Genomic DNA, 20,384 nt, shown 5'->3' on the forward strand with positions numbered 1-20,384 from the left:
GTTTGTAGTGCGGACTTCAGTCCGCAGCAGAAAGCGGACTGAAGTCCGCACTACGAACCTTACAGTTTGTAGTGCGGACTTCAGTCCGCAGCAGAAAGCGGACTGAAGTCCGCACTACGAACCTTACAGTTTGTAGTGCGGACTTCAGTCCGCAGCAGAAAGCGGACTGAAGTCCGCACTACGAACCTTACTTATTGGGGTCAATCGATCGCAAATGATATAAAAGGTTACGCTCAGGGGAAAAAAGCAGAGGGCCTTTCGGCCTCGCTCAAGGTAAAAAGAAGGAAGAGCAAATAAAATTAATAATTTCAGGAATCAACAAAGTTATCACCGTTTTGGGGATTCGTATAAAAATTTGAGATATTTGACTGATTTATGATTGGACATAGCAGAAGTGATGATGTTTTGCAACACAAAAGTTATAAAATTACTGTTACTTAATTCAAGTCAAATTTTTTAGGTATAAATAAGCATGACTGCAACTACGCCGAAGGCAACGTCAGCAATTCCCAGTTTTTGCGAAGGAATCCAGTATTTCTCGGAGAATGTACCGGGTTTTGAGACTTACGGGAAAACACCTGCGATCGCCCAAGGAAGCAATTCGATCGCAGATCCAGCCGATCCCGTCGCCGTATTTCAAACGATGCTCGGAGCAGACGCCCTGCGCTACCTGACGCTGCAAATCACAGCCAGCAAGGCATCGGGACATCCGGGGGGTTTTGCCAGCCAAGCTGAGGCCTACGCTGCGTTGGTAATGCTCGGACACAAAAACATTGTCACCGAAGTCGGGCACCACGCGCCAGGATTTTACAGTGCCATGTTTCTCGATCGATCTTTAGAAGACATGGGAATTGTCAAAGTGCAGGAAGCGCGCGATAAATTCCGCGAAAAAGACGGTTTATTAGGACATCTTTCCGGCTTCATTCCCGGCCTTTTAGCACCAGCAGGCCCCCTCGGACAAGGACAGCATTTCGCGATGGCGGGCGCACTGTTGCACCCCGACAAACTGTTTGCTTTCACCATGGGCGACGGTGGGATGGGCGAACCCTATCCAATGAGCAGCATGGGACATTTCCACACAGCTTATCCGAAAGCTACTAACTTTTTGCCAGTGTTAGTTTGGAACGGATATTCGCAAGAACATCACAGTATGGTTTCGACTAAAACCAATGCTGAAATGATTGCTTATTGGCAAGGAAACGGTTTTGAAGAAGTCATTTTAGTTGACGCTAAGGAATTTGACGACAAAAATCAACCGGAAGCTTATGTTGACAGCACGGCTTTTTCCCTCGAACAGCGCATGGCATTTACCAAAGCTGTTTTAGAAGGAGTTGACAAAGCAGCCAAATCTGCTCTCGGCGGCAAATTAACTGTGTTTATTATCAAACAGTTAAAAGGTGCAGGCGTACACGCATTGGGTGCAAAATCTCACAACCTTTATCCGAAAGATACGCTGGATGCTCCGCACATTGTCAGCGCCTTAAAACAGCGGGCTTTGACTGCTGAGGCGTGGCAGTTGGTGCGGACAAATTGCGAACGTGCTGGTGGCGGGCCTGCTGCGAAAACTGTTGTTACTGAGTTTACATTGCCGCTAGCAGATTTGGGAGAATTGCCTTTAGAAGAATTTGCGGTTGGTGGAGAAGCGAAGATTTCGACAACTGCAATGGGACGTTTGGTGGGAACTGTCGGCGAGCGCGATCGCACTTTTCTTGTCACCAACGCAGACGGCAACGAAGCATCAGCAATTGCCAACATCAACCAAGCTCTCAAAATCATTCACCCGACGACGGATGATTTGTACAATCAATCGCCCAACGGTCAAGTTTACGAGCCTTTGAGCGAAGATGCTTGCGCCGGTTTGGCAGTAGGTTTATCGCTATTCGGAGCGCGGAGTTTGTGGTGTTCCTACGAATCTTTTGCCATCAACGGTTTACCAATTTGGCAAACTGTCACCCAAGCAATGGCAGAATTGCGCCGTGCAACTCCGGCAACTGTCACCTTATTTACAGCGGGTGCTTTAGAGCAAGGCCGCAACGGTTGGACGCACCAACGCCCGGAAATTGAGGCTTATTTTGCGGCGATGATGCGTAACGGAAATGTGTTTCCTTTGTTTCCGCCGGATGCTAACAGCATTCAAGCTTGTTACGATTGGGCTTTGAGTGCCAGAAATAAGGGAGTTGTGATTACTGCGAGCAAGTCGCCGCTGCCAATTCGTACTACTTTTGCACAGACTCGCCAAGGTTTAGAAGATGGTGGAATTGTGTTGCACGAAACAACTGGAAATAAGCAAGTTGTGTTTGCTGTTGTCGGCGATATGACTTTAATGCCGGTGTTTGAAGCGGCGGCATCATTGGAAAAAGAAGGCTTGGGAGTGCGGATTGTTTCTGTTGTGAATCCCCGCCGTTTGTACCGTTCCAGCGATGTTGCTTGGAATACTTGTTCGGAAGCTGACGGTGGCTTTTTGAGCGATGAGAAATTTGCCGAAATGTTTGGTGGAGATGCCTTGATTGGCGTGACAGGCGGTGCTTCTGGGATGTTGGAGCCGGTGATGCTTCGCAGCAATTGCCCGCGCGATACTTTCGCTTGGAAGCGGGGGGAAACGACTGCTAGCGCTGGTGAGTTGATGGCGTTTAATGGGTTGACGGCTGATGCTTTGACGAAAAGGGCGATCGGGCTAGTTGGTTAGGTTATAATTTGCAAGTCTCCCGGTTTGTTACCGGGAGATTCTTAAGGATTGAAAAGGTATGTTGTTGCGATGCAAGCACTGTTTAATAATCCAAGAAAGAGCGCTTAAGCGCAACTACGTACCAAGAAAGGTATGTTGTTGCGATGCAAGCGCTGTTTAATAATCCAAGAAAGAGCGCTTAAGCGCAACTACGTACCAAGAAAGGTATGTTGTTGCGATGCAAGCGCTCTTGAATAATCCAAGAAAGAGCGCTTAAGCGCAACTACGTACCAAGAAATATGATAATTAAATCCTGCGATTATTGTGGCAAAGACTGCCCGGACGACAATCTTTTAATGCCTTCCATCGCCGTAGTTTCTCCAGCTTTATCGCCGCCCTCGCGGGCAATTTTCAAAGCTCGCTCGTAGGAGTTGAGAGCTTTAGGATATTGACGGAGACTTTCATAAATCGCGCCCATATTGTTAAACAAGCGTCCCATACTTGTCTTGTCACCGATAGCTTCAAACATTGGTATTGCTTGCTGAAAATAGATCAACGCTTGAGTATCTTTGCCTTGTTTGCGACAGGTAAGTGCCATGTTGTTGAGGAGGCGGGCGACGCCAGCCCTGTCTCCGATTTCCCGGCGAATTGCTAAGGCTTGATGGTAAAATTCCATCGCTCTGTTAAAGTCGCCGATGTTGTAATAGACGCCGCCCATGTTATTGAGGGTACGGCCTAAATCGCGCCGATCGCCCTCTGTGGTGCGAATCGTCCGCGCTTGCTGGTAAAATTCGATCGCCTTTGCGTAATTTACCTGCTCTGCGTACACTGCCGCGATGTTGTGAAAAGATTCTGCTATTTGAATTTGGTCGTTGGCAGTTTTGGCAAGTTCCAAAGCTTCTTGGTGCAGTTTCATCGCTGCGTCAAAATTGTCCGCAAGTCGGTTGACGAAACCGATGAGATTGAGAGTGTGGGCAATGCGGGGCCCTTCGCCGATTTCTCGGTGAATGGCTAAAGCTTGTCGCAAAACTTCCAAAGCTTTGGACTGCGAACCCATTTCGGTGTAAACTTCCCCGATATTGTTGAGGGTTTCTCCGATTCCCGGTTTGTCGCCTAGTTGCTTGCGAATTGCCAAAACTTGCTCAAAAGTCTGGATTGCTTCTCGAAACAAACCCTCGCGGTGCTGTTTGACTCCTGTTTCAAAGAGTTTGTCTGCTTCCGTTTTGGGATCTGTTGCTTGGGCACGCGGGGCGAAGCTATCCCGTAGGGAATCGCCCGATCGAGCTGGCCTGGCATTTATAATAGGGGCAAATGCCCGAGCGTCTGAAATTTCCAGCAAGCTGAGTGCGGGCGATACCACAATACTTATAGCTGCGAGATAGCTGAAGCGGTAAGAGTGGCAATACACCGATCGAGTCCTCCAAGAGCCTATTTATAATAACTAAGATAGATCTCTTTGGGGTGTTCCTGCCGATTTTTTCTCACTTGCTAACCTGTGATAGCACAATCAGCCATCGGATTTGAGATTGGAGATTTGAGATTTACTCCACGGATGTATCTAAAATCTTGAACTTTTGTGTCAATTTTTGGGTTTTCCACAACTTAAGTCCGAGGCTTATCTCCACATTTACCAGCAAGAATTGCTTGAAAGCCCGAAGCCTGGGAGAAATTAAAATCAGACTGTTCGTTACTCCAATACTCGGACTTACGCGTAGAGGTAGCTCTCAAACTGTCAACTGTCAACTGTCAACTGTCAACTGTCAACTGTAACTGTCAACTGTCAACTGTCAACTGTCAACTGTTGAACAGACTGCCACAATAATCAGCGGCATATTCCTGAGAGGGGAGATGACAGCAAAGTTTTTGCTCGGTGGAAGCGATATTTTTTCTGGGCAGTGCAAGATGATGTCGTGTTTGTCAACTGTAATCCAAGCAATTCCTGACAAGACTTGAACTTCTCGATGATTTTGAGGCAACCTATACACCTCGTTTTTCATGAGGATTATGCGATCTGGCGCTGCACATTGGGAATATCTTTGAAGCATAGCATCTCCTTTGGAATTAATTATCCAAAATCAACAATTTCCCCGAATTTTCTGGCGGGCGGGTTTATCAAAATATTGGCTGCCTGCCAACAATCGATCGCAACTCGCCGCAAACAAGCAATAATCTACTATTGGCAATAACGCCGATCGATCCAAGCGCGTATTTCGTCATCCGTCGCCGCGCTCTTAGAGCGACCAGTCGCGCGATCGCAACCGTGCCAGCAAGTGTTACCATTGCGATCGCACGTTTGCCAAATTCTGACCTCGTTTTCGCCAGCAGCGGCGGCGAGCCAACCTTGCCAAAGTTGATTGATAGCCCAAAAGATCGATCGCCTTTTTGGCTTTTTGGCATATTTAGCTCGCTCTTCAATCGAAATAACGCTTGTTTTTTCGGGATAACGCCATTTTTCGTAAGCAGACATAACAAACACCTTCAAATTCTTAATTAAACAAAAATTGCACAATCAAAAATCGCAGCTAAAAGGAAGCAATAAGTTGCTCGCAATTACAGCACTTTTGATAGCTCTGCAACTCGTGTAAAACTAGATCTTTACTTCATAAATCCACCGTAGCTCTGGGGAAAACAACAATCAAATCATTACTTGCATAGGTTGTATGAATAAAATCGATAGATAAATATACCAACCGCACCCGACAGTTAGGACGTTGTTAATTACTCGAACACTTGCGATTGCTTTTTTTCGTTTCTACTTTTTCATTTTCTGTCTTCCGTTTTCCGTTTTCCGTTTTCCGTTTTCCGTTTGTCAACTGTCAACTGTCAACTATAGCCTTTGTCAAAAATATGAGGTATGACTGAAAGCTTATATAACAGAGGGCTAAAGCCCAACAACGTACCTCATATTTCTGATAACCGCTATATAAACTGTCAACTGTCAACTGTCAACTGTCAACTGTCAACTCTTCCTTCGAGGAAACGCTATGAATGAAATCAAAACGCGGCGGATGAAACTCTCTCAGATTCAGGCTTTGATAGCAGTAGCCGACTGTGAAAACTTTAGCGAAGCGGCTTTACAAATGGAACTTTCACAATCCGCAGTCAGCCACGCCATCGCCTCTTTGGAAACAGAATTGGGTGTGCAATTGTTCCATCGGGGGCGACACGGTGCTCAACTGACACCGGTGGGGGAAAGAGTGGTGCTTCACGGGCGTCAAATTGTGCGATCGTTAGAAATGATGGTCAAAGAAGCCGATTTAGAAAAAGGTTTGCAGGGAGGCCAGGTGCGGATAGTGACATTTCGCAGCGTCGCAACTCATATTCTACCGGGTATTATTGCTCAATTTCGCGATCGCTTTCCCAAGATTGCTGTCAGCATTGCCGAAGTGTATTATACCCAGGCTGTGGAGGAAGCTTTGCGATCGGGCAAAGCAGACATCGGCTTTGTCTCTCTTCCCATCTCGGATGAATTTGAAACTAGAGAAATTTTGCGGGATAAATACGTTGTGTTGTTGCCACCAACTGCTAAATTATCAAGTGGAAAGATTACCTGGGAAGAATTAGCAAATCATCCGCTGATTTTGCAGCCGCCGGAAACAGCTTGTTCTATACCGCTACGCAAATATTTAGCAACTTCGGGGTTTCCCTTAAATATTGCTTACGAACTCAGCGAAGATTCAACTATTGTCGGTATGGTGATGCGCGGTTTGGGTGCTGCAATTATGCCACGTTTGGCGGCGGAACCGATTCCTGCGGAAGTGAAGATTTGCGGTTTACCAGCGGCTTTTGAAAGGGTAATTGGCGTGGCTGTTTTGAGGGATGCGCTGTTAATTCCGGCCGTGTTTGCGTTTTTAGATTTAGTCAAAAGTGCGACAGAGATGGAACATGATACTGATTTTCCAATCAATCCTTCGTGAGCAGTTATGGACGCAAGGGTGTTTGACAGTTGACAGTTGACAGTTGACAGTTGACAGTTGACAGCAAAAATATTTGTAGGGTGCGTCGCCATCAACCATCCCTAACAAAAACGAAAATAGAAGAGCGACGCACCAAGCGATAATATTAGCAAAAATATTTGTAGGGTGCGTCGCCATCAACCATCCCTAACAAAAACGAAAATAGAAAAGCGACGCACCAAGCGATAATATTTGAGTTCGTTTCTGGTTAAATCGTCAGATAATTTAACCGCAGAGGACACAGAGAGAGAATCGAGAAATCGAGAATTATTATGCTACCGGATTGGATACGATTAAACAACCCTCAGTAATATTTGTAGGGTGCGTCGCTATCAACCATCCCTAAAAAAAACGAAATAGAAGAGCGACGCACCAAGCGATAATATTTGCTCAAACAACTCTCAGTAATAGATATAATTTCGTACTGAGTGCGATCGCAAATTAACTACTCAATGCGTTCAGCGACAAGACCAGAACTGTCACCTTGGTGAATTTTGATTCGACCTTCTATCGAGTCTTTGTCATTTAATTTCAGCCAACCACTACCAAATGTAGTATCAGATTCATCATTACCTTCCCAAGTAAACTCTAATCGCTCATCGCCTCGATTTTTCAAGACTTCGCCGTCAATTTGACCGAATACTAAACCAAATTGAAATTCTCCTGAACCTTTGGAATCAATCTCGATATACGCTTCAACTTCCATGTCCAGGTAGTCACTATCCCACTCGTCCATTTCGGTGATGCGCCATTTACCCTGATATTGCATTGTTTTCGTCCTCCACTATTAATATTGAGGTGAGCTTTATCCCAGTACGGTTGACTTAAAAAGAATCTGACTTGCAAAAAATGTCTATATTGCCGGGAAAATTGTCAGATTAAATTCCTAAAAAGCGTTAAGTAAACGGTATTGAGATTTATCCTAGTAACATCCTTGGATAAATTACCAGAAACAATTGGCTTCAACTCGGAACCCTACAACTGTCAACTAAGAGGGCAGGCACGGGGGCACTGCCCCTACCAAAGATCAACTGTCAACTTTCAACTGTCAACTGTCAACTATTTCCCGTGTCTCTGCCGCAAAATGAATTCAGCGACACTCAAATCAACGGGCGTTGTAACTTTTAAATTTGTCTCTTCGCCCTCCACAATTTGCACTGGTAAACCGCATTTTTCAAACAAAGCTGCATCGTCTGTAACTTCCCAACCTTTCTCCCGCCCTTGTTGGTGACACTGCTTTAACAATTTCACTTCAAATCCTTGGGGAGTCTGGGCAGCCCACAAATGGCTTCTGTCCGGTGTGTCTCGCACGATTCTAGACTCGTCTACTACCTTAATCGTATCCTTGACCGGGACGGCGACAATCAAGCCCGGACAGCTTAAGAGGGCTGCTGAAGATCGATCGAACAATTCAGGAGTTGCTAAACACCGGGCGCCGTCGTGAATCAACACGCGATCGGCATTTGGCGGCAAGGCCTGCAAACCGTTGTAAACTGACTCTTGCCTGGTAGCCCCTCCTTGAATCAGTTCCACGGGCTTCACCAAGCCTAAATCGCCCAGAATTGCCTTGAAATCAGGAAAATCTTCAGGCTGGCCCATAATGCCGATCCAGCTAATCTGCTGCGAAGCTTCAGCGGCGGCCAAAGTCCAACTCAGCAAAGGTTTTTCCAGCAAAGTCAGCAGCAGTTTGTTCCGCTGACTGCCCATCCGTCGCCCCGAACCCGCGGCAGGAATTAATAAGTGCATTCACTAACCCTTCTTCACCCAACAAGGTATATATTAAGAGCGTCCTGTAATTTTCAGTCAGTTGTTTTGCTGTCAGCCAGTAGCTTTTAATGTCTTAAAATACTATAAGCTGATAGCTGAAAGCCGATCGCTGAGAGCTACCTCGATAGATAATAGCCCGAGCGTTTATGATGCGAATACTAGCACTTGTCCCAGGCGGGATTGGCGACCAAATTTTATTTTTCCCTACCCTTGATGACCTCAAACAGTCTTATCCAGAGGCTCAGATTGATGTGATCGTGGAACCGAGGGCGAAGGGCGCTTACCGAGTCTGCAAGTCTGTCAAAGAAGTCTTGACGTACAATTTCAAAGATCGCAATGCGATGGCTGATTTGGGAAATTTGCTGGGCGTAATTCGCGATCGCGAATACGAAGCAGTTGTTTCCCTCGGCCAGCGTTGGACTGTAGGACTTCTGCTGTGGCTGACAGGCATTCCCCAAAGAGTTGGCTATTCTGGAACCAATGGCGCTCGATTTCTCACCGATTCGGTACCTCTGAAAACAGACCAGTACGCGGCTTCAATGTACCACGATTTGCTCAAAGGATTCAACATTAACAATCCTTGTGGGCCGATCGCAATTAGTGTACCAAAACAGGATATCCAGTGGGCGGAAGCCGAACAGCAGCGGTTGGGAATTAAAGAAAGCGGTTACATTCTAATTCACGGCGGTTCGAGTCAGCTAGCTTTGTCTAAAGGTATTGACAAAATTTACCCTATAGATAACTGGCAGCAAATCATTAAAGACTGCCAGCAGCGGCAGCCAAATTTACCCGTTGTGGTGGTGAAAGGCCCCGAAGATGGAGCCTTCGTGAAAAAGTTAGTCGAACTCTGTCCGAGTGTAAAAGTTATCTCGCCGGATGATGTCGGCAAGTTGGCGGCCACCATTGCTGCTGCTAATTTGATGATGTGTACCGACAGTGCGCCGATGCACTTAGCTGTGGCGGTTCAAACTTATACAATAGCTTTGTTCGGCCCGACTGAACCTGCAAAATTGCTTCCAAAGAGCGATCGCTTTTTGGGAATTAAATCTCCTACTGGTAAAATGGCTGACATTTCTCCTCAAGAGGTTTTGAAGAAGGTTTGGGGAGGCTAATTTAAGAGGGCGGGTTTTGTACGGGAATTGTCTGTTGTCTGGAAGTTGGCTTGCTTAACCCGCCCCTTGTATCTTCTAATAGTGCGATCGTTCCCCAGCACGAACAAATTTTAGTGATGGCTGAAGGTGCTTTTAAAAAGTCGAAACAGCCGGAAATAAAAAAATTATAGCCTTCGTCTAAAAGATGAGGTACGTTGTTGGGCTTTAGCCCTAAGAATTTAAGGGTTATGTAAGCTGTCAGTTGTACCTCATCTTTTTAATAAAGGCTATATGTTTGGTAATTGGTAATTGGTAATTGGTAATTGGTAATTGGTAATTGGTAGTAGGGTGTGTCGCCACCAACAATCCCTAGAGCGTGGGTACAGTAGAATGTCTTGACAAAAAGAACGAAATATGTATCACCTAGGGGGCGTTGCATGAGGGCGACAATAAATCGCGATCGCCAACCATTTTTTTGCCCTCATGCAACGCCCGGTTAAGGTCTACATCAACATACATACTATGTCGCTAGTGTCAATTTCTTTTACTGAACCGGCGCCCTAGGTACATATCGACAATTCAACAGATCCGCACCCAGGGCTATTTCATTCTCAGGGAAACCAGGGTTTTGTAGGGGTAGTGCCCCCGTGCCTACCCTCCTTATCGATGATTTGCAAGCATTTCAGGAATTGGGGCAACCTGGCGTGGGATTGCCCCTACAAAGAATGAAATAGCCCTGGATCCGCACCCGATCGCAATGGTTTTATCAACAAACACAACATGATTGATTGTGTAGCAATTTTTTATCTAAATGGTATGAGTTCTACAAAGCAATATGTGACACAAAGCCACAAAACAAGTGATAGGAATCACAGTGTGTCAATTGTCTAAGAAATGCTTGCTTCACAAAAGCCAGAAATCTAGCCAATACAAGACTGGCAACAACCTTCCCATAACAGTAATTTAGTTGGAAGACAGATGTCAGCAGTTGTCTGAATTCACATCATTTGATTTTTACGTGAAAATACTGTAGACAATTTAAAAGCACTAGATCTAAAGTATAAGAGTCACTAAAAAGCCATATACAGGGTATTCATTTAATGATGTTGAACAGCTTGGAATCAAACACAACTTATACATCAAACGCAGCCACGGACGAACTCATGAGCATTTTAACAAAGGAAATTGAAGCGAAAAAACTTGCAAAACAAGCAAAAAATCTACATCGCAATTCTTTGGGATTAGGCAAAACTTATCTTCATATTTTAGAAGCCGGAGGGCATCTGGGCTGCTGAGTCGAAATTTCATCCTAATTTCATTTGGCAGTGAAAGACTAGGTTGAGGAGATAAATTTTAGCTCTTGGTCATTGCTTAGCAGTCGTTTCTTGAAAAATGCTAATAAGTAGCTGCGGTTAATTCGCTTGACTTACTTCTTTTGGCAAAATACAAACCGCTAAGCTTTTGGCACTCAACCTCATTTCCTGGAAAATGCCAACGATGATATTTCACAAATATTCTCAATCTCAGGCAATTATTACCAGTTGTTCGGTAACTTTTATTAGCCTAATTTTACTGAGTTATCCCACTACCGTTTTTGCCCACGCGGGACACGGCAATGAATTTCACCAAAGCGGCGAAACAAATCAAACTCCTGCTGCTATTTCTGTCGATGCCAAAACAGCAAAACGGTTGGGAATTAAAGTCTCCCCGGCCACCCGCCAGCGATTAGATATCGGTATCAAAACTACAGGACAAATTGAAACTTTGCCCAACCAAAAGGTAGAAGTGACGGCTTCGGTGGCTGGCAAAGTGGTAGAGTTGTTAGTTAAGCCTGGAGACAAAGTATCAAAAGGTCAACCGATTGGGGTTTTGTCGAGTTCAGAATTAGGACTATTGCGCGTTGAATCTCTCTCGAAACGAGCGGAAGCTGAGGCAGATTTGCAGCAAGCACAAGGCGATTTGAAACTAGCACGAGAAAATTACGATCGCCAAATCAAAATCTCTGAAGCAGAAATAATACAAGCCCAAACTCAAGTAGCAGCAACAACTCAACAGTACCAACGAGAGCAAGAATTAGTCAATCAGCGCTCTGTTGTCAAAGTTGCTAAGGAAAATTATCAACGTCAGATGGAGATAGCGCAAGCAGAGATAGCGCGGGCGGAAACTGAATTGACTGTGGCTAAAGAAAAGTTCGATCGCGATCGCGAGTTAGTTGCATCAGGGGCGATCGCGCGGCGTACAATGCTAGAGTCGCAATCCCACTTCGCCGAAGCCAAAGCCAATGTTGCGAAGGCAAAAAGCCGTCCCGAAGTTATCAAAGCCGAAACCGAAATTAAACAAGCTGAAGTAGACCTCCCCGTGCGGGAATTGCGCGATTCTCAAGGTAAGGTGGCAGAGGCAAAATCTCAACTCACCAAGGCTTTGAGCCGCCGAGAAGTGTTGGAAGCCGAGAATCAGCTCAAACGCGCCAAAACTGCGGTGCAAGTCGCTCAGTCACGCATTCGCTTGGCCGGTGCGGCCTATCAAGCACGGCTGCAACAGTTAGGTACTGTTGCGAACGAGCAGGGACTTGTCACCGTAATTGCTCCGATTTCTGGTACGATCGCCGATCGCGCCATCACCCAAGGAGAGTCTGTAAGCGCTGAAAAACCGTTGATGAGCGTCTTAAATGACAGCCGGGTTTTTGCCACCGCCAACATTTACGAAAAAGATTTGAATCAGGTAAAACAGGGGCAGGAAGTCAGGGTGAAAGTTGCTAATTTGGGCGATCGTATTTTCAAGGGAAAAATCACCTTAATTGGCTCATCCGTGCAAGGAGAAACGCGGGTTGTACCAGTCAAAGCAGAACTAGATAATAGTAACGGCGAGTTAAAGCCGGGACTGTTTGCGGAGTTGGAAATTTTAACCAACAAAAATGTTACCAATGTGTTAGCAATTCCGATTACAGCAGTAGTAGATGTTATCGGTAAAAAAACCGTTTACGTCCAAAATGGCGATGCTTATCAAGCGGTTGACATTGAAGTCGGTCAAACTGCGGGGGATTTAGTAGAAATTAAGAGCGGTTTATTTGATGGAGATTTGATTGTAACCCAGCGCGCGCCTCAACTTTACGCCCAATCTCTGCGAGGCGGTAGCAAGCCATCAACCAGTGAGGAAAAGAAAGAGGTAAGTCCTAAGGAGAAAGAAGGTTTTAATAGCTTTCCCGTGCCTTTGTGGGCGGGAATTGGGGGAGGAATTGCGATCGCATCCGTGACTTTTGCAGCCGGGGTATTTTGGGGAAAACGGCGCGAAGTTCCAGCTTTACCAACGGATTCTAAAAACAATGGTTTTTCTACCTCGGCAGTGGCACTAAATGCCAGTAAAGTAGATGAATTGCCGCATGATGACAACCACCGTGTTAAAAGCCACGAGGCAGAAACCCAAAGTTTAAAGTAAAAATTTTGTTTACAAGTAATCACCTTGTCTGAGAGTTGATTCATTTATCTGCATCTAGAAAACTGTGCGATTCTTCTTCATCAAAAATATACGTTATAGGTTTTTTACGCCCTTTGAGCTGAGCGCGCATGATTACTCGTTTTGAGCGCTTTGGCGGGACTGGATTGTAGTCTTTTTCGTCAAAGTTGTTTAGAGTTTCTGAGTATTCTTTGGGTGCTTTCATAATAGACCTCTTGCTCTAGTCAAATTTACCCCCCTTAGTCCCCCCTTATTAAGGGGGGAAACAAGAATAATCTTGCTCCCTCCCCTTAATAAGGGGAGGGTTGGGGTGGGGTGCTTTTGATTTTTGCAAGAGTTCTAATAACTACGATCAACATTCGATTGGTTATTTAAAGGATTTGTAAGGTGCGTCGCTACGAGATTGTCGTTTTTTTTGAGGATTGTAGATGGCGACGCACCCTACAACTACTGACAGCTTACATAACCCTTAAACCAAGAGGGCTGAAGCCCAACAACGTACCTCATCTTTTTGATAACCGCTATAACTTATTAAATCAGACTTAAAAGAGAAACGATTTCATCCTAATTTCATTGTTGGGTGTCAATCTAGATTGAATGGCTATTTAACTGTCAACTGTCAACTGTCAACTGTCAACTGTCAACTGTTTAAATGTTCAGCACTATTCTGAGATGGGTAATTAATCGCCGTTGGCTAGTCGTTCTCGCCACCATTATTATTAGTCTTTGGACATTATATATCATCCCCAAAATGTCCCTTGATGTCTTCCCACCTTTTGCGCCGCCGCAAGTCGAAATTCAGACGGAAGCACCGGGCCTCGCACCGGAAGAAATCGAGTCTTTAGTAACACTCCCGATCGAAAGTGCGATTAACGGAACTCCGGGAGTAACAGCAGTACGTTCATCTTCCGCTGTTGGCCTTTCTGCGATTAAGGTAATCTTTGATTGGGGAACTAACATATACCAAGCCCGCCAATTAATAACCGAAAGGTTGCAACAAGCTCAAAGCAAACTCCCGGCTGGGGTAGAAACACCACAAATTTCTCCGACAACTTCTCCGGTTGGTTTGGTAATTACCTATGCTTTTACATCAGAAACTACTCCGCTGATGGAAGTGCGCCGTTTGGTTGATTGGCAAGTTACAAATCGTCTTTTGGCAGTGACTGGTGTTGCTCAAGTCGTGGCTTACGGTGGGGAACAAAGGCAGTATCAAGTATTGGTAGAACCTGCTAAATTAAAAGCTTTTAATGTGTCCTTGCAGCAAGTTGCAGAAGCGACGAAAGCTGCCAATGTTAACGCACCGGGAGGCTATTTAATTACGCCAGACAAAGAAACTTTAATTCGGGGTGTGGGCCGGATTGAGTCTGTGGCAGATTTGCAGCAATCTGCGATCGCCTCTCGCCAAGGAATACCCGTCAGAATTGGTGATGTTGCGGATGTCAAGATTGGTGCTGCAATCAAGCGGGGCGATGGCAGTTTTAACGGCAAAAAAGCTGTGATTTTGATGGTAAACCGACAGCCAGTTGCTGATACTCCGACGGTAACGAAGGCGGTTGAGGCGGCAATGGCTGAGGTACAGCAAGCTTTACCTCAGGATATTAAGGTGACAGTGACTTTCCGGCAGGAAGAGTATATCAATTCTTCGGTGGAGAATGTGCGCTCGGCTTTAATTGAAGGCAGTATCATTGTCACCGTGATTCTGATCCCGTTTTTGATGAATTGGCGCACTCTGACGGTGGTTTTGCTCGATTTCTTCCTAACTTGGCTGTTCGGGCTGCTGGCGATGTATTGGCTGGGGCTGGGATTGAATACGATGACTTTGGGGGGGTTGTCGGTGGCGATCGGAACTGCGATCGACGATGCGATCGTTTATGCCGAAAATACCTACCGCAATTTACGAGAAAATACGGCTTCTGGGCATCCGCGCCCGGTGATGGATGTGATTTTTGACGGCAGTCAAGAGGTGCGCGATTCGTTGATTGGAGCGACGGTAATTGGGATTGTGGTGTTTTCGCCTATTTTTACTTTACCCGGTGTAGAAGGTCGAATTTTTACGCCGATGGGAATTACTTATTTGGTAGTTGTGGTGATTTCTAGTCTAGAATCTCTGTTCGTTTCTCCGGCGCTTTGTGCTATCTTGTTGCCTAACAAACGCATGAGTGCTGAGGAGCCTTGGTTGCCGAGATTTTGCAAAAAAATATATCACTTTTTTATCCAATTGTCAATGCGTTATTCGGCGATAATTTTAGTTTTAGCTGCTGCTAGCATGGTGGCTGCATTAGTTGTTTTACCTTCCTTTGGACGGGTGTTTTTGCCGGAGTTTCAGGAGCAAACTTTGGTGAATACGATTCAGCTTTATCCGGGGGTGTCTTTGGAGGCGACGGATAGCGCGGCTTTTGCGATGGAAGATGCACTTAAGGACGATCGCAGATTTGAATACGTGCAAGTGCGATCGGGTAGAGCGCCTGGTGATGCCGATGCTGCGGGTGTCAATTTAGCTCACATTGATATCGGTTTGAGCGAGGAAGGGATGAAAAATAGGTCAAAAACTTTGGAATTTTTGCGGCAGGAATTTGCGAAATTGCCGGGAGTTGCACCAAATATCGGCGGTTTTATTTCGCACCGGATGGATGAGGTTTTGTCTGGTGTCAGAAGTCAAATTGCTGTCAAAATCTTTGGGCCAGATTTGAATCAGCTTCGCACTATCGGCGCGCAAGTTGAAGCGCAAATGAAAACAGTTGCAGGAATTGTGGATTTGCAACTCGAACCGCAAGTACCTGTGCAGCAAATTCAAATTAAATTCAACCGCCAAGCTGCGGGTAGATACGGTTTAAAAGTTGGAGAAATTTCAGAAATAATTGAGACTGCTTTAAATGGCAAAGTTGTTTCTCAAATTTTAGAAGTGCAGCAAACTTTCGATTTAGTGGTTTGGTTGCAGCCTGAGGCCAGAAATAACTTAGAAACTATTCAGAATTTGTTGGTTGATACTCCGAATGGTAACAAGATTCCCCTCGCGCAAGTGGCGACTGTTACATACGGTACGGGCCCAAATACGATTAACCGCGAGAATGTTTCCCGGTTGATTGTGGCGGCGGCTAATGCGAAAGGTAGGGATTTGCGATCGGTTGTGAATGAAATTCAGGCTAAAGTCAAACGGGAGGTGCAGTTACCGTTTGGTTATTTTATCCAGTATGGCGGTCAATTTGAGGCGGAACAAAGGGCTTCGCAGAATATTATGGTGTTTAGCGCGATCGCCTTTCTAGTCATCACCGTCTTAATGTACTTGTCCGTTAAGTCGATCGCTTCAACTGCGATGATTATGATCAATTTGCCGATCGGATTAGTGGGAGGAGTAATTGCGGTAGCTTTGACGGGCGGTATAATTTCCGTCGCTTCCCTGGTTGGCTTTGTCACATTATTCGGCGTAGCTACCCGCAACGGCTTGTTGTTAGTAGACAACTATAATACTAAATTTGCCGAAGGAATGCCTTTTAAGGAAGCTATTATTAAAGGCTCGATGGAACGGCTTAACGCTATTTTGATGACTGCTTCAACTTCAGCTTTAGGTTTAGCACCGTTAGTCTTGGAAGGCGGCCCAGGAAAAGAAATATTACAACCGCTGTCAATAGTAGTTTTAGGAGGATTGTTTACTTCTACGGCGTTAACACTGTTAGTTTTGCCAGCCTTGTATGCTCAATTTGGGAAGTTTTTACGACCTCAAGAACCTCAGCCTGTTGCTGAAGATGAAAGAACTCATTTAACTACTTTTTAGCAACGATTATGGCTGTTGCTGAATAATTTTTGATAATTTTCCTTGACGCCCTGTTTTAAAATGCCATAATTTACGAATAGTCCGCAAAGAGTCAAGCACATGAAAACGATCAAAACAAGTTTAATTATTCTCGGCAGTATCGGACTGCTATTTTTGGGATCTTGCGGTAAAGGCGACGAAGCAAGCGATACAAAAATCACTCCCACACCCCCTCCTGCTGCTTCACAACCTGCGTCTTCCGCTCCCGCCGCTGCTCCTGCTGCAACAGGAGCTAAAGGCGGTCAAGTTGTCAATGCTGGAGCTTACCATTTAGAGTTTGTACCTGTCAAAGAAGCTACTGGAACTCACTTAGATTTGTACCTGCAAAAAGGCGATAACAAGGAACCGGTTCCTGACGCAAAAGTGTCAGCACAAGTGCAGTTACCGAGTGGAAAGCAACAAACCCTAGCTCTCAAATACGATCCTGAAGGCAAACATTACGCTGTTGTATTTCCCGGCAAAGATCCAGGTCAGTATCCTGTGAAGGTGAATGCGGATATTAAGGGAGAAAAAGTGAACGGTCGTTTTACATTCAGTCAATAAAAAGCAGATTCAACGAATAGCTTCCACGCCTTTCAATAATGCTGTAGGGGCGGGTTCGCCAACGATATAAAACGTAGCAAACAGGTTAAATAAACCCGCCCCACCCCACGAACAACTCCCAAATAACCCTCATATTGACATTGGTGCAAGATGTGATAACGAGAGTATCTAACCCTGATTTGGTATTACTGGATTTCTTCAGTATTCTCGCTGCCTGCATCCGCTGTTGCTTGTTTCTCCATCAGCCATTCTACAAGGATTAACGCAATACTGAAGGCACAGCCCAGGTAAGGATCGATGCAAATTTGACCGACTTGCAGGATAATTTTAGCAATTAAGATTAAGAATTTGGCGCGCGGGGTAGTATTTAGCATTTCTTTGCCTTCTAATTTGTTTATATTTACTGTTTTAACAGGCGTAAAAATAGCTGAAAATGGGATATTTTTATTCATTAAATACCTGCAAATAATCCAGTTACTAACAAATGGCTTAAATATAAAAACAATCCCAAATCCGGGTTGGTATCCCCTTTATGACTCGGCGGTTGAAACCGCTACTACACGAACAAAGTCGGCCTGCGCCGACTGATTAATAGAGGGGTAAAAAACTCGAATTTGGTTATAAATCTAAATATTGATAATTAAACGGCAAATAACCTTAAATAGCATTAAATAACAACTGCGGTTTATCCACGTCAATCTAAAAAACGAATGCTATGCTTTAAATAACAACAAAATCTTGGCTGATAAACTGGGTTTCTTTCAGCAATCCGGTTTTGGTAAAAAATTATTGAACCCACTCGGAGGTATTTTATGAACGCGGAAAAGTCATTTATAGTTTTTCTTGAAGATATCGCTGCGGATATTTTTACTGAAACTGCGTCTGACGTGCAAAAATTATGCTTTCGGCTGCGGTTTCATCCCGACAATCACCAACTCGAAAATACCGATATCGCTGGATTAATTAAAAAACAACTCAACGGCGGTTTTTCGGAAAATTCAATTAATCCAATTTTGGGCGATGTCATTAAGAAAATCAAGGATAAATTTGCACCACAAATGGCAGCAGATGGCATTGATACTGCCAAGCTGACACCGGGGAGAGGTAAACCAAAAGAAAAAGAATCTCCTTGGAAAATAGTTTATCGCTGGTTGCGGATGAAGTGGATTTGGCAAAGTTTGGTGGAGAAAGCGGACAAGCATTGTGAATGGATTGATTTTCTGCCTCCAGAAAACCATCTGGGAATTGTCATTCCGCCGCCGCGTCACAAACGACAGCTTCAAGTTAAGGCTGCTTATTCTATGCGAATTGAATTGCAGCATTCTAGTCGGAATTTACTGCTGCTGAATCAAGGATGGACAACCAAATATGTTTTGACGCCTTCGATCGCTTTTGCACCGAAGTGTCAGCTTGATGGTAAGCCGATGTGGATACCTCAAGATGGATCGAGTTTGCAAGAGAGTAACGGATGGATTAATTTTGATACTCCGGGAAAAGAGGAATTTGTCGGGATTGTGTTGGATGAAGATTTAGATTTTGATTGGTTGGATTTGCGGGAAGATAACCACGCACCGACTTGGGATGAGACGCGGCTTTCTCAGTTGTGGAGTTATTTGGAAGGTAAGGAAAATTGGCAGGTTTTTTATCAGGATTTTGAGGTGGTTGGTTAGATACAAAATCCGCCAGGGAATCAATGTTTCATCAGGAATGTCTCGAAATTTTTTGTAGACTTTATAATTATCAAAGGAAACCCAACATGGACGAACAACGCATACAAGCTTATCTCCAGCTAATTTACTTTCTACTCAAGTGTACCAACGGACAGGAAATGGAATTATTAGAGGCAAATCCAAATTTAGTCGATGGTGGGTTGTTGAAATGTATGGAATTGGTGGCTGCTGATTTGTCAGAGAAGGGAAATCAAAATGCGGCGGATTGGTTGTTGAATTTTGCTAGTCAATTAGCGGAAGCGTTGGGGATTTACTCAAGTTCACTGATACTAGAAGAATATCTCGCCTTCTTGCAAGAGTTGTTAGAAGCAGAATGCGAAATAGACGAGAATCCCCAAGCAGTATATCAGGTATTGCAACGGCATCTCAATAAACTGGATACGCATTTTCCCGAAATCTTACAGGAAGTAGCGACAGGCTTGATTTCCGAACATCCAGAATATGTAGAAGCGATTATTTCTGTAATTGGAAATATCAGTATTCGGATTCAAGAATTCCCCCTGGGAAACTTTGCCAAGAATCAGGAAATTGCTATTGCTGGCTGTGCAATTGTCCTGCAAAACTGCGAGATAAATACCCAAATGTGGGCGCAGGGGCAAAATAATCTTGGGAATGCCTACCGTAACAGAATAAAAGGGGATAAAGCTGACAATATTGAGCTAGCGCTCGAAGCACATACCCTTGCTTTGCAAGTTTACATCCTACAAGCTTTTCCCCAAAATTGGGCCATGACGCAAAATAATCTTGGGCTTGCCTACAATGACAGAATAAAAAGGGATAAAGCTGACAATATTGAGTTAGCGCTCGAAGCCTATACCCTTGCTTTGCAAGTTTACACCCCACAAGCCTTCCCCCAAGATTGGGCTATGACGCAAAATAATCTTGGAAATGCGTACCACGACAGAATAAAAGGGGATAAAGCTGACAATATTGAGTTAGCGATCGCAGCATACACCAAAGCTTTGCAAGTTTACACCCCACAAGCCTTCCCCCAAGATTGGGCTATGACGCAAAATAATCTTGGGAATACGTACCTTAACAGAATCAAAGGGGATAAAGCTGATAATCTTGAGTTAGCGATCGCAGTTTACACCAAAGCTTTGCAAGTTTACACCCCACAAGCTTTCCCCCAAGGTTGGGCAATGACACAAAATAATCTTGGGACTGCGTATTGGGACAGAATAAAAGGGGATAAAGCTGACAATATTGAGTTAGCGATCGCAGCTTACAACCTGGCTTTGCAAGTTTACACCCCACAAGCTTTTCCCCAACATTGGGCAAAGATGCAAAATAATCTTGGGGCTGCGTACAATGACAGAATAAAAGGGGATAAAGCTGACAATCTAGAAATAGCGATCGCAGCTTACA

Annotated in this window: 18 protein-coding genes; 11 read left to right on the forward strand and 7 right to left on the reverse strand. The window is 44.8% G+C overall.

All coding sequences use genetic code 11. The features are described from left to right. Window positions 1-472 precede the first annotated feature (472 nt). Complete coding sequence (locus tag QZ918_RS20950; protein ID WP_293338125.1) at window positions 473-2,686, forward strand: phosphoketolase family protein; 2,214 nt, start codon at window positions 473-475, stop codon at window positions 2,684-2,686. A gap of 298 nt (window positions 2,687-2,984) precedes the next feature. On the opposite strand, the gene QZ918_RS20955 is transcribed toward QZ918_RS20950, so the two are convergent. Beyond that, on the reverse strand, window positions 2,985-4,073 hold the full coding sequence (locus QZ918_RS20955) for a tetratricopeptide repeat protein (RefSeq protein WP_293151000.1): 1,089 nt from the start codon (window positions 4,071-4,073) through the stop codon (window positions 2,985-2,987). 236 nt (window positions 4,074-4,309) lie between these two features. On the opposite strand from QZ918_RS20955, the gene QZ918_RS20960 reads away from it, so the two are divergent. Then, complete coding sequence (locus QZ918_RS20960; protein ID WP_293338126.1) at window positions 4,310-4,435, forward strand: hypothetical protein; 126 nt, start codon at window positions 4,310-4,312, stop codon at window positions 4,433-4,435. Window positions 4,436-4,452: 17 nt separating this feature from the next. Here QZ918_RS20960 and QZ918_RS20965 read toward each other — a convergent pair whose 3' ends face one another. Together QZ918_RS20965 and QZ918_RS20970 are read right to left on the reverse strand one after the other, a co-directional pair. Then, a complete protein-coding gene (locus QZ918_RS20965) occupies window positions 4,453-4,710 on the reverse strand; it encodes a hypothetical protein (RefSeq protein WP_293338127.1) in 258 nt (85 codons plus the stop codon). Window positions 4,711-4,838: 128 nt separating this feature from the next. Then, window positions 4,839-5,132, reverse strand: a complete 294-nt coding sequence (locus QZ918_RS20970; RefSeq protein WP_293338128.1) for a hypothetical protein — start codon at window positions 5,130-5,132, stop codon at window positions 4,839-4,841. 387 nt (window positions 5,133-5,519) lie between these two features. On the opposite strand from QZ918_RS20970, the gene QZ918_RS20975 reads away from it, so the two are divergent. After that, the gene (locus tag QZ918_RS20975; protein ID WP_293150991.1) at window positions 5,520-5,657 is read left to right on the forward strand and encodes a hypothetical protein; all 138 of its coding nucleotides are present in this window, start codon (window positions 5,520-5,522) and stop codon (window positions 5,655-5,657) included. Then, complete coding sequence (locus tag QZ918_RS20980) at window positions 5,650-6,582, forward strand: LysR family transcriptional regulator (RefSeq protein WP_293338129.1); 933 nt, start codon at window positions 5,650-5,652, stop codon at window positions 6,580-6,582. The genes QZ918_RS20975 and QZ918_RS20980 overlap by 8 nt, the downstream gene beginning before the upstream one ends. 484 nt (window positions 6,583-7,066) lie before the next feature. Here QZ918_RS20980 and QZ918_RS20985 read toward each other — a convergent pair whose 3' ends face one another. Beyond that, on the reverse strand, window positions 7,067-7,390 hold the full coding sequence (locus tag QZ918_RS20985) for a hypothetical protein (protein WP_293338130.1): 324 nt from the start codon (window positions 7,388-7,390) through the stop codon (window positions 7,067-7,069). Between the two features lie 290 nt (window positions 7,391-7,680). After that, entirely contained in the window at window positions 7,681-8,367 is a 687-nt protein-coding gene (ispD, locus tag QZ918_RS20990) for a 2-C-methyl-D-erythritol 4-phosphate cytidylyltransferase (RefSeq protein WP_293338131.1), read from the reverse strand. A gap of 170 nt (window positions 8,368-8,537) precedes the next feature. Between ispD and QZ918_RS20995 the strand changes: the two genes are divergently transcribed. From QZ918_RS20995 to QZ918_RS21005, 3 genes are all read left to right on the forward strand, one after another. Then, window positions 8,538-9,500 (forward strand): glycosyltransferase family 9 protein, encoded by a 963-nt coding sequence (locus tag QZ918_RS20995; protein WP_293338139.1) that lies wholly within the window; start codon window positions 8,538-8,540, stop codon window positions 9,498-9,500. A 1,142-nt stretch (window positions 9,501-10,642) separates the two neighbouring features. Then, on the forward strand, window positions 10,643-10,774 hold the full coding sequence (locus tag QZ918_RS21000) for a hypothetical protein (RefSeq protein WP_293338132.1): 132 nt from the start codon (window positions 10,643-10,645) through the stop codon (window positions 10,772-10,774). A 166-nt stretch (window positions 10,775-10,940) separates the two neighbouring features. Next, window positions 10,941-12,914 (forward strand): efflux RND transporter periplasmic adaptor subunit, encoded by a 1,974-nt coding sequence (locus tag QZ918_RS21005; RefSeq protein WP_527250420.1) that lies wholly within the window; start codon window positions 10,941-10,943, stop codon window positions 12,912-12,914. 40 nt (window positions 12,915-12,954) lie between these two features. Here QZ918_RS21005 and QZ918_RS21010 read toward each other — a convergent pair whose 3' ends face one another. After that, complete coding sequence (locus tag QZ918_RS21010) at window positions 12,955-13,137, reverse strand: hypothetical protein (RefSeq protein ID WP_293338133.1); 183 nt, start codon at window positions 13,135-13,137, stop codon at window positions 12,955-12,957. Between the two features lie 447 nt (window positions 13,138-13,584). On the opposite strand from QZ918_RS21010, the gene QZ918_RS21015 reads away from it, so the two are divergent. Together QZ918_RS21015 and QZ918_RS21020 are read left to right on the forward strand one after the other, a co-directional pair. Next, entirely contained in the window at window positions 13,585-16,704 is a 3,120-nt protein-coding gene (locus tag QZ918_RS21015) for an efflux RND transporter permease subunit (protein WP_293338134.1), read from the forward strand. A gap of 99 nt (window positions 16,705-16,803) precedes the next feature. Beyond that, window positions 16,804-17,286: a hypothetical protein gene (locus QZ918_RS21020; RefSeq protein WP_293338135.1), complete on the forward strand. Its 483-nt coding sequence runs from the start codon at window positions 16,804-16,806 to the stop codon at window positions 17,284-17,286. Window positions 17,287-17,471: 185 nt separating this feature from the next. Here QZ918_RS21020 and QZ918_RS21025 read toward each other — a convergent pair whose 3' ends face one another. Further along, entirely contained in the window at window positions 17,472-17,738 is a 267-nt protein-coding gene (locus QZ918_RS21025) for a hypothetical protein (protein ID WP_293338136.1), read from the reverse strand. Between the two features lie 360 nt (window positions 17,739-18,098). Here QZ918_RS21025 and QZ918_RS21030 point away from each other — a divergent pair, with 360 nt between their 5' ends. Next, window positions 18,099-18,956, forward strand: coding sequence for a DUF4384 domain-containing protein (locus QZ918_RS21030; RefSeq protein WP_293338137.1), 858 nt, complete (start codon window positions 18,099-18,101; stop codon window positions 18,954-18,956). Window positions 18,957-19,042: 86 nt separating this feature from the next. Further along, on the forward strand, window positions 19,043-20,384 hold a 1,342-nt coding region (locus tag QZ918_RS21035), incomplete at its 3' end, for a tetratricopeptide repeat protein (protein ID WP_293338138.1).

The sequence above is a fragment of the Microcoleus sp. CAWBG58 genome, from assembly GCF_020883045.1.
In the GTDB taxonomy this organism is placed as follows: Bacteria; Cyanobacteriota; Cyanobacteriia; order Cyanobacteriales; family Microcoleaceae; genus Microcoleus.